Source organism: Leekyejoonella antrihumi (assembly GCF_007845645.1).
GTDB classification, from domain to species: domain Bacteria; phylum Actinomycetota; class Actinomycetes; order Actinomycetales; family Dermatophilaceae; genus Leekyejoonella; species Leekyejoonella antrihumi.
In genome coordinates, this window is the sequence record NZ_VCQV01000033.1 from 22,783 (window position 1) to 39,858 (window position 17,076).

A 17,076-nucleotide genomic window follows, 5' to 3' on the forward strand; every position below is an offset into this window, starting at 1 on the left:
AGGCGCTGTCGGCCCGATAAGCGAAGACCGGTCACTGCGACCACTTCGGCGATCGCTTCTCCAGGAAGGCAAGCATCCCCTCGCGAGCGTCCTCACTGGCGAACAGCCGTGCCGACTGCTCGACGACCCGGTCGGTGGCCGCATCCAGCTGCTCGACCAGATCGTGGTTGACCAGGGCCTTCGACTCGCGCAGGCCCTGGGGGGATGCGGCTCGCAACTTCTTGGTCACGGCGGCCAGGACCAGATCCGGGTCGTCCGCCGCCCAGGTGACGAGGCCGATCTCGGCGGCCTCGGCCGCATCAACCTTGTCGGCTGCCAGGAAGAGCCGCGACGCCTGCCGGCCGGACAGTCGGGGAAGCACCACCACGGAGATCACCGATGCCGCGAGGCCCAGCCTCGCCTCGGTGAGGGCAAAGGTCGCCGCCGGTCCGGCGACGACCAGGTCGCACGCGCCGACCAGGCCCATACCGCCCGCCCGCACATGGCCGTCGATCCTGCCGACGACCGGCGTGCCGAGCGTGACGATGGTCCGCAGCACCGACAGCAGCGAGCGGCCTCGCTCCGTCACCGGGTCGCCGGCGTCCGATGAGGAAGCCTCGCTCAGATCCGCTCCGGCACAGAAGGTCCCGCCGGTGTGGGTTAGCACCACCATGCGCACCTCCGGGTCCCTGTCGGCCCGGCCCAACCCGTCGAGCAGCTCACGGACAAGCTGGGTGGACAGTGCATTCCGGTTGCGCGGAGAGTCCAGGGTCACCGTGGCGACGGCGTCCGCGACCGCATACTGCACCAGCGCTGGATCGGCCATCACGCATCCTCCTCCTGCTCCCCGGCGCCCACGACGGCCAGCACGGTGCCCGGTTCGACCTGTTGGCCTACACTGACCGCAATCTGCTCGACCACACCGGCCTCGACGGCCCGCACAACGTGCTCCATCTTCATGGCCTCGAGCCACAGCAGGGGCGCACCGGCCTCGACCTGTTGGCCCTCCTCCACGGCAATCCGCGTCACGGATCCCGGCATGGGAGCCACCAGGGACCCTGCCGCGACCGCCTGGGACGGGTCGACGAAGCGAGGGACCGGCCGCAGTGCGACCGCGCCATCCGCGGTGTCCACGACCACCAGCTCGGTGCCGTACCGGGTGACGGTGAGCCGCTGCTCGACCCCGTCGACCTCCAGGGTCACCACGGACGGTTCCGCCGCAACCACTTGCACGCCCGGCTGGTCGTCGAGCTCGATCCCGTGGCGCCCCCATCGATAGGAGACGACGTGTTCGTTCTCACCAACTGTGTAGGTCCGCGTGGCCGGGCCCGCGGGCACGTTCCGGAACCCCGCGGGGATCCCCGCAGGCAGGTGCAGCCGCGAATGATCGCGGACCGCGTCGGCGACCGCAGCAGCCAGCGCGGCGATGCCGGGGTCACCGGCCGCAGACCCGGCCAGACCGGCCGGTTCGTGCCCGCCGAAGTATCCGGTGTCGAAGTGCCCGCTCAGGAAGTCCGGCTCGCGCAGCACACCGACCAGCAGATCCCGGTTGGTGATCAATCCGTGGATGTGGGCGCGCTGCAGGGCCGATGCCAGAATGCGCGCCGCCTCCGTCCGGGTCGGCGCGGTGGCGATGACCTTGGCCAGCATCGGGTCGTAGTGCGTCGACACCTCACTCCCGCTGACCACACCGGAGTCGAGGCGGATGCCCCGCTCCGTCAGGGGTGCGAACTCGGCGCGCACCTCCGGGATCTCGATCCGGTGCAACGCGCCAGACTGCGGCTGCCAGTCCGCGGAAGCGTCTTCGGCGTAGAGGCGGACCTCGATCGAGTACCCGTGCAGCGTTGGCTCGGGGCCTTCCAGTGGCAGACCGTTCGCCACATCGAGCTGCATACCCACCAGGTCGAGGCCCGTGGTGTTCTCGGTGACCGGGTGCTCAACCTGTAGGCGGGTGTTCATCTCGAGGAAGAAGAACGAGCCGTCATGGTCGGCCAGGAACTCGACGGTGCCCGCGCCGACGTAGCCGATGGTGCTCGCTGCGGACCGTGCGGCCGTGAGCATCTCGTCGCGCAGGTGCTGGCCGATGCGCTCGACCAACGGCGACGGGGCCTCTTCGATCACCTTCTGGTGGCGTCGCTGCACGGAGCACTCACGCTCGCCCAGCGCCCAGGTCGTGCCGTGCTGGTCGGACATGACCTGCACTTCGATGTGCCGGCCGGTCTCGACGTATCGCTCGCAGAAGACGGTCGAGTCGCCGAACGCCGACCCCGCCTCACGTGCGGCGCTCTCGATCTCTTCGGTCAGGTCGGCGAGCTTGCGCACGACCCGCATGCCGCGGCCGCCGCCACCGGCGGAGGCCTTCACCAGCACCGGCAGCTCGGCCTCGGTGATCTGGTCGGGGTCCAGCCGGCTCAGCACCGGCACGCCTGCATCGGCCATCATCTTCTTGGACTCCACCTTGGAGCCCATCGTCTCGATCGACGCAGGCGGCGGGCCGATCCAGGTCAGGCCGGCATCGGCCACCTGGGTGGCGAACTTTGCGCTCTCCGAGAGGAACCCATAGCCGGGGTGTATCGCGTCGGCGCCGGCCGCCTTGGCCGCCGCGACGATCAGGTCGCCGCGCAGATAGGTGTCGGCGGGCGCATTGCCCGGCAGCCGGACCGCGCGGTCCGCCTCGGCCACATGCGGGCTGTGCGCGTCCGCATCCGAGAAGACCGCCACGGTGGCAAGTCCGCGGGCACGGCACGTCGCGAAGACACGACGGGCGATCTCGCCGCGGTTGGCAACCAGGACACTGCTGATCATCGAAGTCATCCTCAATCACATCCGGAAGACACCGAAGGCGTCAGTGCCTTCGACAGGGGCGGTATGGATGGCGGACAGGGCCAGGCCCAGCACCGCCCGGGTGTCACGGGGATCGATGATCCCGTCGTCGTAGACCATGCCGGAGAGCACCAACGGCATCGACTCGGCCTCGATCTGCTGCTCGATGGCCAGGCGGACGGCCTGTGCACCGTCCTCGTCGAAGGGCTTGTTCTGCGCCTGAGCCGAGGCCTTCGAGACGGTGTACACCACTTCGGCCAACTGCTGTGGACCCATGACCGACGACCTGGCGGACGGCCAGCTGAACAGGAACCTCGGGTCGTAGGCCCGTCCACACATCCCGTAGTGCCCGGCGCCGTACGAGGCACCCATCAGCAACGAGATGTGCGGGACGGTCGAGTTCGACACGGCGTTGATCATCATCGAGCCGTGCTTGATGATGCCGCCCTGCTCGTACTCCTTGCCGACCATGTATCCGGTCGTGTTGTGCAGGAAGAGCAGTGGGGTATCCGACCTGTTCGCCAGCTGGATGAACTGCGCCGCCTTCTGCGCCTCCGCACTGAAGAGGACACCGCGTGCGTTGGCGAGGATGCCGATGCGGAAGCCGTGCAGCTGGGCCCAGCCGGTCACCAGTGAGCTGCCGTAGAGCGGCTTGAACTCGTCGAAGTCGCTGTCGTCGACGATCCGGGCAATGACCTCGCGAGGGTCGAACGGGGACTTGAGATCCTCCGGGACGATCCCGATGAGCTCCTCGGGGTCATACCGCGGTGGGAGCGGGTTCGCGGTGTCCGGCTGAGACTGCTTCTTCCAGCCGAGCCTGGCCACGATGCGACGCCCGATCCGGATGGCGTCCTGCTCGTCGAGTGCGTAGTAGTCGGCCAGGCCGGACTGTCGCGCGTGCATCGAGGCACCACCCAGTGACTCGTCGTCACTCTCTTCGCCGGTCGCAGCCTTCACCAGCGGCGGGCCGGCGAGGAAGACCTTCGACTGTTCCTCGATCATCACGACGTGGTCACTCATGCCCGGCAGGTAGGCGCCGCCTGCAGTGGAGTTGCCGAATACGATGGAGATCGTGGGCACCCCCGCGCGTGACAGCCGTGTCATGTTGCGGAACATCGCCCCGCCGGGGATGAACACGTCCTTTTGCGTGGGCAGGTCGGCACCGCCGGACTCAACGAGCGTGATCAGCGGCAGTCGGTTCTGCTCGACGATGGCGTGCAGCCGCTGTGTCTTGCGCATCGACCACGGGTTGCTCGCACCGCCGCGGACCGTCGGATCGTTGGCGATAATAAGGCATTCGACGTCGTTCACGACTCCGATGCCCGCAACGATGCTGCCTCCGACCGCGAAGTCCGAGCCCCATCCGGCCAAGGCGCAGAGCTCGAGGAACGGGCTCTCCCGGTCCAACAGCAGCTCGATCCGCTCACGCGCGGTCTGCTTGCCTCGCGAATGGTGCCGGTCGATCGCCTTCGGTCCGCCACCGGTGACAGCCTTCGCCTGCTCACCCGCGATCTCCTCGAGCTTCGTGGTCATTGCGGCGGCTGCCGCCTGGAACTCCGCGGACGACGAGTCCACCATGGTGGGTAGCCGTGTCATGACGCACGTCCCGTCAGGTGGCGTCGATCTACCTCAGCGTGACTCATGTCTCTCATTTCCTCGCAGCCTGGCAGACTCATTACTTGGCTTCCTGCAACAGCGTTTTGGGTACGTCGACGTATCGGGAACGCAGCCACTCCCCCAGGCCCTTCGCCTGCGGGTCGAATCGAGCGTTGTAGGCGACGCCCTCGCCAAGGATGCCGTCGACCACGAAGTTGACTGAACGCATCGTCGGCAGCACGGTTCGTCGAACGGTCAGCGAGGCGGTCTCGGGCAACAGCTCCTGCAATCGGGAAACCGTCAGGGTGTTCACCATCCAGGCGAAGGCTGCGTCACTGCGAGCCCACACACCGATGTTGGCGCTGCCGCCCTTGTCTCCGCTCCTCGCACCGCATACCGCGCCCAACGGAGCGCGTTCGGTCTCGCCGGTGGGGGCCTCGGGAAGGGTGGCGTCCTCGCCGGTCAACGGCTCGACATGCTGCGTCTGGGTCGGCGCGTCGATCGTCACGCGCGTGCCGTCCGGCAGCACCACATGGTGATCGGGAGCCGACTGCGGCACATAGCCAGGAGTGAAGACTCCGTAGGCCTGACCGCGGGTCGGCGGAGTCGTGACATGGAACCCAGGGATGCTGCCCAGCGCGATCTCCACGGCTGCATTGGAGAATGCCCGCCCGACCTTGCGCTCGTCACTGTCCCGGGCAACGACGCTCAGCAGCGCAGTTGCAGCCTGTTCGGTGTCGGCATCCGGGTGCTCGGTGCGAGCCAGATCCCAGGTCACCTGCGCCGGCTGCACCTGCAGAGCATCCTCGAACTGCCTACGCACCAGGGCAGCCTTGGCCTCGATGTCGAGGCCGGTGAGGACGAAGACCATCTCGTTGCGGAAGCCGCCGAGTGCGTTGCAGGACACCTTGACGTCGGCAGGCGGGGCCTCGCCACGGGCGCCGCTCAGGCTGACCCGGTCGGGCCCGACCTGGGCGACCTTCACCTGGTCGAGCCGCATTGTGACATCGGGTCCGGGATACCGCGCGTCACCGATCTCATAGAGCAGCTGAGCGAGCACGGTGTCGGTGGTCACCGCACCGCCGGTGCCCTCGTGCTTGGTGATCACGCTGGTGCCATCGTCGTGAATCTCGGCGATGGGGAAGCCCGGTCGGATCATCTCTCCGACCTCTTCGAAGAAGGAGTAGTTGCCACCGGTCGCCTGGGTGCCGCACTCGATGATGTGGCCAGCCGCCGTCGCACCGGCCAGTGCGTCGAAATCCGTACGTTGCCAGTCGAAGTGCGCAATTGCGGGACCGATGATTACCGAGGCGTCGGTCACTCGCCCCGTGATCAGGACGTCCGCTCCGGCTCGCAGGCCCTCGGCGATGCCGAAGGCTCCGAGGTAGGCGTGAGCAGCCAGCGGCTCACCGAGCTCGAGCTCACCGGCTCGGGAGGTCAGGTCATCGCCGGCGACGTATCCGATCCGAGGGGAGAGACCGAGCTTCTTTGCGGTCTCGACGAGCGCCGTGGCGAGGCCTTCGGGGTTGACGCCTCCCGCATTCGCGACGAGTGTGACGCCCCGCTCCATCGCGAGACCGAGGCAGTCCTCCACCTGGCGCAGGTAGGTCTTTGCGTAGCCCGTCGATGGATCTTTCGCCCGGTCACGAGCAAGAATCAGCATCGTGAGCTCCGCCAGGTAGTCCCCCGTCAGCACGTCGAGATCGCCACCCTCGAGCATTTCGCGCATGGCGCTGAAGCGGTCTCCGTAGAAGCCGGAGCAGTTGCCCACCCGCAGCACGTCGGCGGTACGCCCTATCGAAGTCATGCGTCATTCCCCGTTCGGTGGTGCGAGCGATGCATCGGGTCCATGCAACGAACAGTGGCACATTCCAAGAAATCAATCAAGCATGCTTGATTGTTTCGATGGTTCCCGGCTACCGTTCGATCATGCAGTTCACTGATGATCACCAGGCCTTCCGAGCTTCCGTACGGCAACTGGTCGATACCGAGATCAATCCGCATGTCGACGAATGGGAGGATGCCGGGGCCTTTCCTGCCCACGATCTCTTCCCCAAACTCTCGGCCGTCGGCCTGCTCGGACTCGAATACGAGCCGGAATACGGTGGCGAAGGCGCGGACCACTCCTTCACGATGATCGCCTGCGAGGAGCTGGGCCGGATCAACGCCGGTGGCATCCCCATGGCCATCAATGTCCAGTCCAACATGGCCACGCCGTCCCTGGCCGAGTACGGCACCGCCGAGCAGAAGCGCCAGTTCCTCGCTCCGGCGATCGCCGGCACCGCGGTCGCCGCCATCGGCGTCACCGAGCCGGATACCGGTTCCGATGTGTCCGCGCTCCGCACGAAGGCAAAGCGCGACGGGGATGACTGGGTCATCACCGGACGCAAGCTCTACATCACCAACGGCACGCAGGCCGACTGGATCTGCCTGCTGACGCGCACATCTGACGAGGGCGGCTTCCGCGGCATGTCGCAGATCATCGTGCCCACCGACTCCCCCGGCTTCTCCGTGTCCCGCAAGCTCGACAAGCTCGGCAACCGCTCGTCCGACACGGCCGAGCTCATCTTCGACGAGGTCCGCGTGCCCGTGGCCAACACGATCGGCACCGAAGGTCGCGGATTCCAGCAGCAGATGAAGCAGTTCGAGATCGAGCGGATGTCCTGCGCCTACGCGGTCGTCGGCCAGTGCGACGTCGCCCTGGAGCGACTGCGCGAATATCTCCACCAACGCACGACGTTCGGCAAGTCACTCGCGTCCAAGCAGTACGTCGCATTCCGCGTCACCGAGCTCGCCGCGCAACTGGACCTGCTGCGCCATCACAACTACGCCACCTGCGAGGCTCTCGTCGCCGGGCAGGACATCACCCGCATGGCCGCGGTCGCCAAGCTCACCGCAGGGCGCCTGGTCCGCGAGGTCGCCGATCTATGTATGCAGTTCCACGGCGGCATCGGCTACATGGAAGAGACCTGGACGGCACGATTCTTCCGTGATGCACGCCTGGCGTCCATCGGTGGTGGCGCCGACGAGGTCATGCTGCAGGTGCTTTCTCGCCTCGACGGTTTCCCGACCAGCTGATCCTCAGCTGGACAGGAACCGTCAATGGACTTCGGAATCGGCAGCTGGCTGACCTATCTGCAGCTTGAAGCGCGCACCAACGCTCTGGCGGATGCGCTTCGCCGGCACGGGGTGCGACCGGGCGACCGGGTTGCCACGCTGACGTTGAACAGCCCGCAGATGCTGGAGATCCTGTTCGCCGTCGCCAAGCTCGGCGCCATCTGCGTGCCGATCAACTTCCGGCTCTCGGCTTCCGAGGTCCATTACATCCTCGCGCCCTCGGGCGCATCGGTCGTCTTCGAGTCGTCGTCCCTGACTTGCACCGTCTCGGCCGCGCCACTTTCCACATCGGCGCACTCGGCGTGCACACTGTGCCCTTCGCCTACCTCGGCGCCTGCAGCGTGATCATGGAGTCCTTCACCCCTGAGAGGTGGCTCGATGTGGTGGAGACGTATCGCGTCACCAAGGCCTTTCTGGTGCCCGCGATGTGGGCTGCGGTCGCCCAGTCGCCGTCGCTGGCAGCAAGAGACCTCGACTCGTTGACCTTCGCGATCTCGGGCGGCGCGCCCTGCCCGATAGTCGTGATCAAGGCGCTGCAGGCTCACGGGATGGCCTTTGCCGAAGGCTTCGGGATGACCGAGACGGCCCCGGGTGCCGCCTGTCTACAGCCGGAGGACGTGCTGGAGCACTCCGGCTCGATCGGCCGACCGGTGCCGCACATGGACTTCCGTCTCGTCGACCAGTCGGGGCACGAGGTGCCGGTCGGCGAAGTAGGCGAGCTGACGGTGCGCGGACCGAACGTCTTCGTCGGGTACTGGGATGACCCGGTGGCCACGGAAGAAGCCTTCGACGACGGCTGGTTTCACACCGGCGACCTCGGGGTCGTCGACGAAGATGGGTTCTACCGCCTCGTAGACCGGTTGAAGGACATGATCATCACCGGCGGCGAAAACGTCTACCCGATCGAGGTGGAGCAGGTCATCTACGAACACCCCGATGTCGTCGAGGTTGCGGTCGTGGGCGTTCCCGACGACCAGTGTGGTGAGCTGGTGATAGGCATCGTTGTCACCACTCAAAACAGTGACCTGACCGGCGACACCCTGGTTAGATGGACGCGTGAGCGAATCGCTCACTACAAGGCTCCTCGACGCATCGAGTTCGTCACCGAGCTCCCCCCGCAATGCGACTGGCAAAATACTCAAACGCGAACTGCGCCGCACGGTTGGCGGCGGCCCTCACTCTGTGAACAGGTGACCTCATGAAACCCGACCTCTCCCTTCTCCAGCCGCTCGACGTGAACCTCGCGACGCGGGTGAATGTCGGCGACTCGCTCAGCCGTGGCGCTGCGCAGTTCCCGAGCCGCGCAGCGATCATCGACCAGGGCACCTCGGTCAGCTACGGCGCGCTGAACGATGCGGCCGAGCGCACGGCTGCGGCACTGCTCGACCTCGGCATAGAGCACCAGGAGCCCGTGGCGATGGTCATGAGCAACTCGTGGCAGGTCCTCGCGGTGTACTACGGATGCGCGAAGGCGGGTCTGGTCGCTCTGCCGATGAACTTCCTGCTCGCGCCGACCGACCAGCGGTGGATTCTCGCAGATGCAGGCGCCCGGATCGCGGTGGTATCGGCCGATCTGGTGCCGACCCTCGAAGAGGTGCTTGCCGACGCGCCGGGCATCGAGACGGTCATCGTCGTGGGTGACGGACCGACGCAGGTTGCAGGGCGAGACACCCACGACTGGCAGCGCCTGCTGGATGCGCGTGACGGGCACACCGTCGAAGTGGCGGTCGACGACCGCGACACGGTGCAGTGCCTCTACACCTCCGGCACCACCTCTCGGCCGAAGGGCGTGCTGATCAGCCATGTGAGCCTGCAGATCGCCCTGCTCAGCAACGCGATCATCGCCAATCATCGCTGGGGCCATGACTGGACCGTGCTGCTGAACGTCCTACCGATGTTTCACACCACGGCGCTCAACACCATCTGCATGCCGACCCTGACCGTCGGCGGCACCATCGTGCTTCCGGGCCCCTTCAACCCGGACACCGTGCTGGACGCCATCGAGCAGCACCGGGTGACACACGTGATGATGCTGCCGGTGATGCACGGCGCCTGCCTTGCCGCCCAGCGCGGCAGGGCTCGCGATCTGAGCAGTGTGCGCACCGCGCTTTACGGCATGACCCCGATGCCTCCGTCCCTCCTGGACCAGGTCGATGACCTCTATCCGAATGCGGAGGTGATCCTGGGCTCTGGGCAGACGGAGGTTGTTCCGGCCACCGTCATGCAGTGGACGGAGCATCGACACACAGCTGCCGACTCGTGGGGCCCGTCGGCTCCCACCGTCATGACCCAGATCATGGATCCCGACGGTGCGGTGCTGTCCGCCGACCAGACCGGCGAGATCGTGTATCGCGGACCGCACGTGTGCAGCGGCTACTGGAACAATCCGGCGGCGAATGCCACGGCCTTCGCCCACGGCTGGTTCCACAGCAGCGATGTCGGTCACCTCGACGAGGCGGGCGTGGTGTGGTTCACCGACCGCCTCAAGGACATCATCAAGTCCGGCGGCGAGAACGTGTCGTCCGTCTCGGTCGAGAGCGTCGTGGCCGACGCGCCGGGCGTCGCCGAGTGCGCCGTCATCGGGCTGCCGGACGCCCGCTGGGGCGAAGCAGTGTGCGCCGTGGTCGTCCCGGACGGCACCGTTCCGGCAGAAGATCTCGAGGCCGGGGTCATCGCCTACGCCAAGGCACACCTGGCCGGGTTCCAGGTGCCCAAGTCGGTGCGGACCGCGCAGGTCCTGCCGAAGACCGCGACCGGCAAGATCATCAAGCACATCGTCCGCGAGAACCTCAACAAGTAGCGACCCGCGAGTTCCGGCACCTCGACCCGCTCGGCCGAACGCTCCGCCCCGCTGATCGAGTAGCGCGCGAGGCCCCAGGCCGAGCGGGCGTGTCGAGATCCGGTTGCCTTGCCGTGTCAGTCCTGCGTGCGCTCGTGCCGACTGAGCCAGCCCGGGCGGGCGACCCTCAGTCGCAGCACTCGCTCGGACTCGTTCGCCTCACGCACATCGCGCACCCGACCCTCGAGCAGCATCGTCAGTGACACCAACCCCACCAGTCTGGTCGAGTCGTCCCGGTCGACCACCGGCATCTTGTCGACCTCGTTGGCCGCCATCGCATTTGCCGTTTCACGCAGCGTCTGGTCGGCATGCGTCACGAGGGGCGCGGTGATGCAGAGCTCAGCCACGGGTCGGTCGCCCTGATTCTTGTGCACCGCAGTCTCCAGCTGCGTGCGGGTGACCACACCGACCAGGGTGTCCACACCGGTGACCACCGGGTAGAGCATCTGGCGACGGCTGTCCGTCTTGTCCGGATCCACACCGCTGATTTCGGCCAGCGCGTCCACGGCGCTCAGATCGCTCTCGTAGCTCAGGATGTCCCTCGACATGACCTCGCCGACGAAGTAGATCTCCAACGGGTCCACGTCGTACTCACGGGTGAGGTGATACCCGCGCCGGGCGATCTTCTCGGTGAGCACCGAGCGCTTCAACAGCAGCGCCGAGACCGCGAATGCCGTTGACGCCCCGATGATCAGGGGCAGGATCGCATCGAACCGGCCGGTCAGCTCAAGCGCAAAGACCACGCCGGTGAAGGGTGAACGCATCACCCCGCCGAGCACACCAGCCAGCGCCACCAGCGCCCAGAACCCGGGTCCCACGTGCGGAAAGATCTGTGTCTCCAGCGCGCCGAGCGCGCCGCCGATCATGAACATCGGGGCGAGCACACCGCCGGAGGTCCCCGATCCGAGCGACAACGACCAGATCAGCGTCTTGACGATGAGTATGCCGATCACCAGCTGGGTCGTGATCGACCCGTCCAGCTCGGAGCCGATGATGTTGTAGCCCACGCCCAGTGCTTGCGGAACGATCATCCCACCGATACCGATGATGACTCCGCCGATGGCCGGCCACCACATCCAGTGCACGGGCAGCCGCCGGAATCCGTCCTCTGCCGCATACACCAGGATGGTCGCGACAATGGCCAGCAGACCGGCGATGACGCCGGACAGGACGCAAAGCAGTTCGGCCAGCGGCGTGATGTGCAACGCTCCGTGCACCGGGAAGAGCACCCCAGAGCCCAGCAGCGGATGGCGCACGACAGTGGCAACGCACACCGCGGTCGCCACCGGCACAAAGCTGCGCGGGCGCCACTCGAAGAGCAGCAGCTCGACCGCGAGCATGATGGCGGCGAATGGCGTGTTGAAGGTCGCCGCCATGCCCGCAGAGGCACCGGCCACCAGCAGAGTCTTGCGCTCATCGGCGGTGAGCCGCAGGAACTGCGCGAACAGCGATCCCACCGCACCGCCGGTCATGATGATCGGCCCCTCGGCACCGAACGGGCCACCGGTGCCGATGGCGATTGCTGAGGAGATTGGTTTGAGCACGGCAACCCGCGGCTGAATCTTGCTGCCGCCCAGCAGGATTGCCTCGATCGCCTCGGGCATCCCGTGACCGCGGATCTTCTCGGACCCATATCGCGCCATCAGGCCGATGACCAGGCCACCGATGATCGGCGCCAGCAGCACGATGTACCAGTGGTCGTGCCCTCCGCCGGGCGCCACGAGCTTGGTGTCAACGCGCTGATAGAAGATCGCGTTGGTGATCAGCCCGATCAGGCGCAGCAGCGCCCAGGCGACCACGGCGCTCACCGCACCGATGGGAACCGCAAGCGCGGCGATCAACACCAGTCGTGGTGTCGCCCGGAAGTCGCCCAGGTGATGGATGTCGCGCGGCACATCGTTCGGCGCGATCGGCGTGGCGTTGCTCAACAGGTCACTCGCAGTCGGTCTCGTCTTATGTCGTGTCACGACTATGTCGTGCCACGACATAGTATCGTAAAGACAGACCTCTACGAAGGGCCTCATCCGTGACCTCGCGCACGCGCATCACCGATGCCGACTACGCACGCCTCCTTGCCGTGCGGACCCGGCTTCGCAAGTTCGAGCACTGGAGCGCCGGGCAGGCCGCCGCAATGGGCCTCACGGGCAGCCAGCATCAGCTGTTGCTCGCCATCCGCGGTCACCGCGGACCGGAAGGCCCCACGATCGGCGAGGTCGCCGACTATCTCCTGGTGCGACACAACACCGCCGTCGAACTGGTCAACCGCACCCAGGAGCTGGGGCTGATCGAACGAGTCCGGGACGACGTCGACCATCGAGTCGTGCGTCTCACTCTGACCGATGAGGGCCGTAAGCGACTGAATGCGTTGTCGGCCGAGCACATTGAGGAACTGGCCCGCCTGGCGACGGTCGTCGACGAGCTGATCGACACGCTACGCACGGCGTGACCACCCGGGCACCATCGGCGCCAGACCGTCGCCGATCAGTCCTGGATGGCCAACTCGGCAATCTGTAGGAGATTCAGACCCGAACCCTTGCGCAGGTTGTCCGAGCAGATGAACATGTCGACCGACCTCGGGAAGTCCTCCGACTGACGGATCCGCCCGACGAACGTCGGATCGGCACCGACCGTGTCCGCCGGTGTCGGCCACTCCGCATGCCTCGGTTCGTCCAGCACGACAACGGAGTTGGAGTCCTCCGTCAGCACCTGCGCGGCATCGTCGCGCGTGAAGGCTTGCTCGAAGGTCGCATGGACCGTCATGGAGTGCGTGGTGATGACCGGCACCTGCACGCACGTCGTGGCCACCCGCAGATAGGGCAGGTTCAGCAGCCGACGCAGCTCACGTCGCACCGTGGCCTCGGCGGTCGACCACGGGCTCCCGGACGACGGGGGGCCTACCCAGGGCACGACGTTGAACGCGATGGGCGCCGGAAACGGTGAGGTCTCGTCCAGCTCGGACAGCAGTCGACGAACGTCACCGGGCGTCTGTCCGACGCTGCGGTTGCCGGACAGCTCGACCACCTCTTCATACAGCTGCCAGACACCGGCGACGCCGGCGTCCGAGACGGCCTGGTAGGTGGAGATGACGACCTCGGTGAGATGCCAGTGATGATGCAGTGACGCCAACACATTCACGGCCATCAGGGTGGGCGCGGACGGACTGGCCAGCACGGTGCCGGTGGGCACCCCGCGCGCCGCGTTCGGGTTGATCTCCGGCACGACCAGCGGGGCATGACCGTCCGCGGCGGCGCGGCCGGATCCATCGATCACCACCGCCCCGTGCTCGGCTGCGACCGGCGCCCACTTCGCGGCCACCTCCGCGGGCACGGCGAGGATGGCGACATCGACGTCCACGAACACGTCCGAGCACAGTTCCTGGACGTACTGCCCCTCGCCTCTGGCCGAGACCTCGTGGCCCTCCGACCGGTCCGAGGCGACCAGACGGATCTCACCCCAGAGGTCCTCGCGGGTGCTGAGCATCGACAGCAGAACCTGGCCTACCGCACCGGTCGCACCGACCAGCGCGAGCGTGGGCTTTGTTGAAACCATGGTGGACCAATCAGCGATTGGCCGCGATCACCTCGGCGATCTGGACGGTGTTGAGCGCCGCACCCTTGCGCAGGTTGTCACCCGAAACGAAGAGCACCAGGCCGCGGCCATCCGGCACCGACTGGTCCGTACGAATGCGCCCGACCAGCGACGAGTCGGTGCCCGCGACGGCCAACGGCGTCGGCACCTCGGCGAGGGTCACGCCGAGGGCGCCATCCAGGATCTCGCTCGCCTCCTCCGGAGTGATGCTGCGCTCGAACTCGGCGTGGATCGCCAGCGAGTGGCCCGTGAAGACCGGCACCCGCACGCAGGTGCCGGCAACCAGCAGGTCGGGAAGTCCGAGGATCTTGCGCGACTCGTTGCGCAGCTTCTGCTCCTCGTCGGTCTCCAACGACCCGTCGTCCACGATGGAGCCGGCCATCGCCAGCACGTTGTAGGCGATCGGCGCGACGTACTTCTTCGCCGGCCCCAGGTCGACTGCGCGGCCGTCGTGTGTCAGCTGTTCGAGGTTGTCGGATGCGGCACCACGCCGGGCCTGGCTCGCCAGCTCCTCGACGCCGGCGAGCCCGGAGCCGGACACGGCCTGGTAGGTCGAAATCTGCAGGCGCTTCAGGCCTGCGGCATCGGCCAGCGGCTTCAGCACGGGCATGGCGGCCATCGTCGTGCAGTTGGGGTTGGCGATGATGCCCTTGCTCGCCCTGGTGATCTCACCCGGGTTGACCTCGGTGACGACCAGCGGCACGTCGGGGTCCATCCGCCAGGCAGAGGAGTTGTCGATCACCGTCACACCCGCGGCCGCGAACTTCGGGGCCAGGTCACGCGAGGTGCCGCCACCGGCGGAGAAGATCGCGACGTCCAGGCCGCTCGGGTCGGCCAGCGTGGCGTCCTCCACCGTGATCTCGCGGTCCTGCCAGGTCACCTGCCTGCCCGCAGAGCGCGCCGAAGCGAACAGTCGAAGGTCCTTGACGGGGAACGAGCGCTCGGCCAGCAGCCGCAGCACCACACCCCCGACCTGCCCGGTCGCTCCCACGACGCCAATGTTCAGGCCACTCGCGCTCATCGCCCCGTCCCTCCGTACACCACGGCCTCGCCGCCCGCCGAGTCCAGGCCGAATGCCGTGTGAATCGCTCGCACCGCGTCGTCGAGCTGGTCATCACGGGTCACGACCGAGACCCGAATCTCTGAGGTCGAGATCATCTCGATGTTGATCCCATTGTCGGCCAGCGCCTGGAAGAGCGTGGCACTTACGCCGGGATTGCTCCGCATGCCGGAGCCGACCAGGGAGACCTTGCCAATCTGGTCGTCGTACTGCAGCGACTCGAAACCGATCATCTCCTGGGCGGCGCGCAGCGTGTGCACCGCGCGCTGACCATCGGTCTTCGGCAACGTGAACGACACGTCGGTCGTGCCGGTCTCCAGCGCCGACACATTCTGCACGATCATGTCGATGTTGATCTGCTCGCTGGCCACGGCCTTGAAGATCTCCGCGGCCTTGCCGGGCGAGTCGACAACGCCGACAACGGTGATCTTGGCCTCGCTGCGATCGTGGGCGACGCCGGCGATGATCGGATCTTCCATGGCTCCCTCTTCCTCACTGTTGCTCTCGACAACCCAGGTGCCCTCGCGATGGCTGAATGACGACCGCACATGGATCGGCACCCCGAAGCGGCGGGCGTACTCCACACATCGCAGCATGAGGACCTTGGCACCGGACGCGGCCATCTCCTGCATCTCTTCGTTGCTGATGCGGTCGACCTTGCGCGCGGTGGGCACAATGCGCGGGTCGGCGGTGAAGATCCCGTCGACGTCCGTGTAGATCTCGCAGACATCGGCCTTGAGGGCCGCGGCGAGCGCGACGGCGGTCGTGTCGGAGCCGCCCCGACCCAGCGTGGTGATCTCCTTGGATGCCTGGCTGACGCCCTGGAATCCGGCGACAATCACTATGTGGCCCTCGCTCAGGGCGGTTTGGATGCGGCCGGGCGTGACGTCGATGATCCGCGCATGGCCGTGCGCGTCGTCGGTGATCACACCGGCCTGCGACCCGGTATACGACCTGGCCGAGTCGCCGAGGTCCGCGATCGCCATCGAGAGCAGCGCCATCGACATCCGCTCACCGGCGGTCAGCAGCATGTCGAGCTCGCGATCGGGTGGATCGGGCGACACCTGGGCCGACAACTCGAGCAGCTCATCGGTGGTGTCACCCATGGCGGACACGACAACGCACACTTGGTTGCCGGCTTTTCGGGTGTCGACGATGCGGCGGGCTACTCGCTTGATGCTGTCGGCATCGGCCAGCGAGGACCCACCGTACTTCTGGACAACTAGGCTCACAGCGCAATCTCCGTGGTTGAGGAATGCGTACGGAGATCCAAAGTTTAATCCCGTAACCCGGCAAAGTGCCGGGTGCCCGCATCCCGGACGGTGGGATCGCACGTGCTATCCGCGCACGCGTGAGCAAGTCGGGTGCCGGCAGGTCGACCATACTGGCGCGATGGGGATCTACGCGGACAGCATCCTGCCGCGCATCATCGACCGGACCATGCGACACAACGAGTTCAGTGTGATCCGTGCACGAGTCGCGTCCGGCCTGAGTGGTTGCGTGCTCGAAGTCGGCTTCGGTTCGGGCCTCAACGTGCCGCACTACCCATCGGCGGTGACCCGAGTGCTCGCCGTGGATCCCTCCCGCACCGGTCGCAGACTGGCGGCCGGGCGAATCGCGGCAAGCCCGGTGCCGGTCGACAGCATTGCTCTCGATGGCCAGGCGATCCCGCTCGATGACGCGTGTGTCGACCACGCCCTGACCACCTGGACCCTGTGCACCATCCCCGAGGTCGATCAGGCGATGATCGAAATCGCCCGGGTGCTGCGCCCTGGCGGGTCGCTGCACTTCGTCGAGCACGGACGCTCGCCCGACCCGGCTGTGGCCCGCTGGCAGGATCGGCTCACCCCGATCCAGCGACGGGTGGCCGGCGGGTGCCACCTGAACAGGCCGATCGACCAGATCATCGGGCGTTCCGGGCTCCGCCTGGACACCTTAGAAACCTCATACATGGCCGGCCCGAAGGCGTTCGGCTACCTCTACGAGGGCATCGCCACCAAGCGCTGAGCGTGCCAGATCGCGGCGCGTCCGGTTCGAGCGACCGGGTCTCCCGTCGGCCGCGACGGGGCGACAT

The 17,076-nt window shown here is 66.8% G+C and carries 14 protein-coding genes; 6 read left to right on the top strand and 8 right to left on the bottom strand.

Annotated features, from left to right (window positions below):
- Nucleotides 1-31: 31 nt before the first annotated feature.
- The 4 genes from FGL98_RS19150 to FGL98_RS19165 form a co-directional block, all read right to left on the bottom strand.
- Nucleotides 32-805 (bottom strand): enoyl-CoA hydratase family protein, encoded by a 774-nt coding sequence (locus FGL98_RS19150; protein WP_146319471.1) that lies wholly within the window; start codon nt 803-805, stop codon nt 32-34.
- Complete coding sequence (locus tag FGL98_RS19155) at nt 805-2,784, bottom strand: ATP-binding protein (protein WP_146319473.1); 1,980 nt, start codon at nt 2,782-2,784, stop codon at nt 805-807. Before FGL98_RS19155 ends, FGL98_RS19150 begins: the two co-directional genes overlap by 1 nt.
- 15 nt (nt 2,785-2,799) lie before the next feature.
- Complete coding sequence (locus tag FGL98_RS19160; protein ID WP_146319475.1) at nt 2,800-4,398, bottom strand: acyl-CoA carboxylase subunit beta; 1,599 nt, start codon at nt 4,396-4,398, stop codon at nt 2,800-2,802.
- 79 nt (nt 4,399-4,477) lie between these two features.
- Nucleotides 4,478-6,205 (bottom strand): acyclic terpene utilization AtuA family protein, encoded by a 1,728-nt coding sequence (locus FGL98_RS19165; RefSeq protein ID WP_146319477.1) that lies wholly within the window; start codon nt 6,203-6,205, stop codon nt 4,478-4,480.
- A gap of 122 nt (nt 6,206-6,327) precedes the next feature.
- Between FGL98_RS19165 and FGL98_RS19170 the strand changes: the two genes are divergently transcribed.
- The 4 genes from FGL98_RS19170 to FGL98_RS19180 are packed head-to-tail and all read left to right on the top strand — an operon-like array spanning nt 6,328 to nt 10,315.
- The gene (locus FGL98_RS19170; protein ID WP_146319479.1) at nt 6,328-7,476 is read left to right on the top strand and encodes an acyl-CoA dehydrogenase family protein; all 1,149 of its coding nucleotides are present in this window, start codon (nt 6,328-6,330) and stop codon (nt 7,474-7,476) included.
- Nucleotides 7,477-7,500: 24 nt separating this feature from the next.
- Nucleotides 7,501-7,860: an AMP-binding protein gene (locus FGL98_RS25895; protein WP_222432259.1), complete on the top strand. Its 360-nt coding sequence runs from the start codon at nt 7,501-7,503 to the stop codon at nt 7,858-7,860.
- A complete protein-coding gene (locus FGL98_RS19175) occupies nt 7,818-8,717 on the top strand; it encodes an AMP-binding protein (RefSeq protein WP_222432260.1) in 900 nt (299 codons plus the stop codon). Before FGL98_RS25895 ends, FGL98_RS19175 begins: the two co-directional genes overlap by 43 nt.
- Complete coding sequence (locus tag FGL98_RS19180; protein WP_146319481.1) at nt 8,714-10,315, top strand: AMP-binding protein; 1,602 nt, start codon at nt 8,714-8,716, stop codon at nt 10,313-10,315. The genes FGL98_RS19175 and FGL98_RS19180 overlap by 4 nt, the downstream gene beginning before the upstream one ends.
- 116 nt (nt 10,316-10,431) lie before the next feature.
- Here the strand turns inward: FGL98_RS19180 and FGL98_RS19185 are convergent, their stop codons facing one another.
- Nucleotides 10,432-12,282, bottom strand: coding sequence for a chloride channel protein (locus FGL98_RS19185; RefSeq protein WP_222432261.1), 1,851 nt, complete (start codon nt 12,280-12,282; stop codon nt 10,432-10,434).
- A gap of 98 nt (nt 12,283-12,380) precedes the next feature.
- Between FGL98_RS19185 and FGL98_RS19190 the strand changes: the two genes are divergently transcribed.
- Nucleotides 12,381-12,800: a MarR family winged helix-turn-helix transcriptional regulator gene (locus FGL98_RS19190; protein WP_222432262.1), complete on the top strand. Its 420-nt coding sequence runs from the start codon at nt 12,381-12,383 to the stop codon at nt 12,798-12,800.
- Between the two features lie 35 nt (nt 12,801-12,835).
- On the opposite strand, the gene FGL98_RS19195 is transcribed toward FGL98_RS19190, so the two are convergent.
- The 3 genes from FGL98_RS19195 to FGL98_RS19205 are packed head-to-tail and all read right to left on the bottom strand — an operon-like array spanning nt 12,836 to nt 16,234.
- Nucleotides 12,836-13,903 carry an aspartate-semialdehyde dehydrogenase gene (locus FGL98_RS19195; RefSeq protein ID WP_146319484.1) on the bottom strand — a complete coding sequence of 356 codons (1,068 nt, stop codon included), beginning with the start codon at nt 13,901-13,903 and terminating at the stop codon, nt 12,836-12,838.
- Between the two features lie 10 nt (nt 13,904-13,913).
- Nucleotides 13,914-14,963 (bottom strand): aspartate-semialdehyde dehydrogenase, encoded by a 1,050-nt coding sequence (locus FGL98_RS19200; protein WP_146319486.1) that lies wholly within the window; start codon nt 14,961-14,963, stop codon nt 13,914-13,916.
- Nucleotides 14,960-16,234: an aspartate kinase gene (locus tag FGL98_RS19205; protein WP_146319488.1), complete on the bottom strand. Its 1,275-nt coding sequence runs from the start codon at nt 16,232-16,234 to the stop codon at nt 14,960-14,962. Before FGL98_RS19205 ends, FGL98_RS19200 begins: the two co-directional genes overlap by 4 nt.
- Nucleotides 16,235-16,394: 160 nt before the next feature.
- Here FGL98_RS19205 and FGL98_RS19210 point away from each other — a divergent pair, with 160 nt between their 5' ends.
- Nucleotides 16,395-17,009: a class I SAM-dependent methyltransferase gene (locus FGL98_RS19210; RefSeq protein WP_146319490.1), complete on the top strand. Its 615-nt coding sequence runs from the start codon at nt 16,395-16,397 to the stop codon at nt 17,007-17,009.
- Nucleotides 17,010-17,076: the final 67 nt, after the last annotated feature.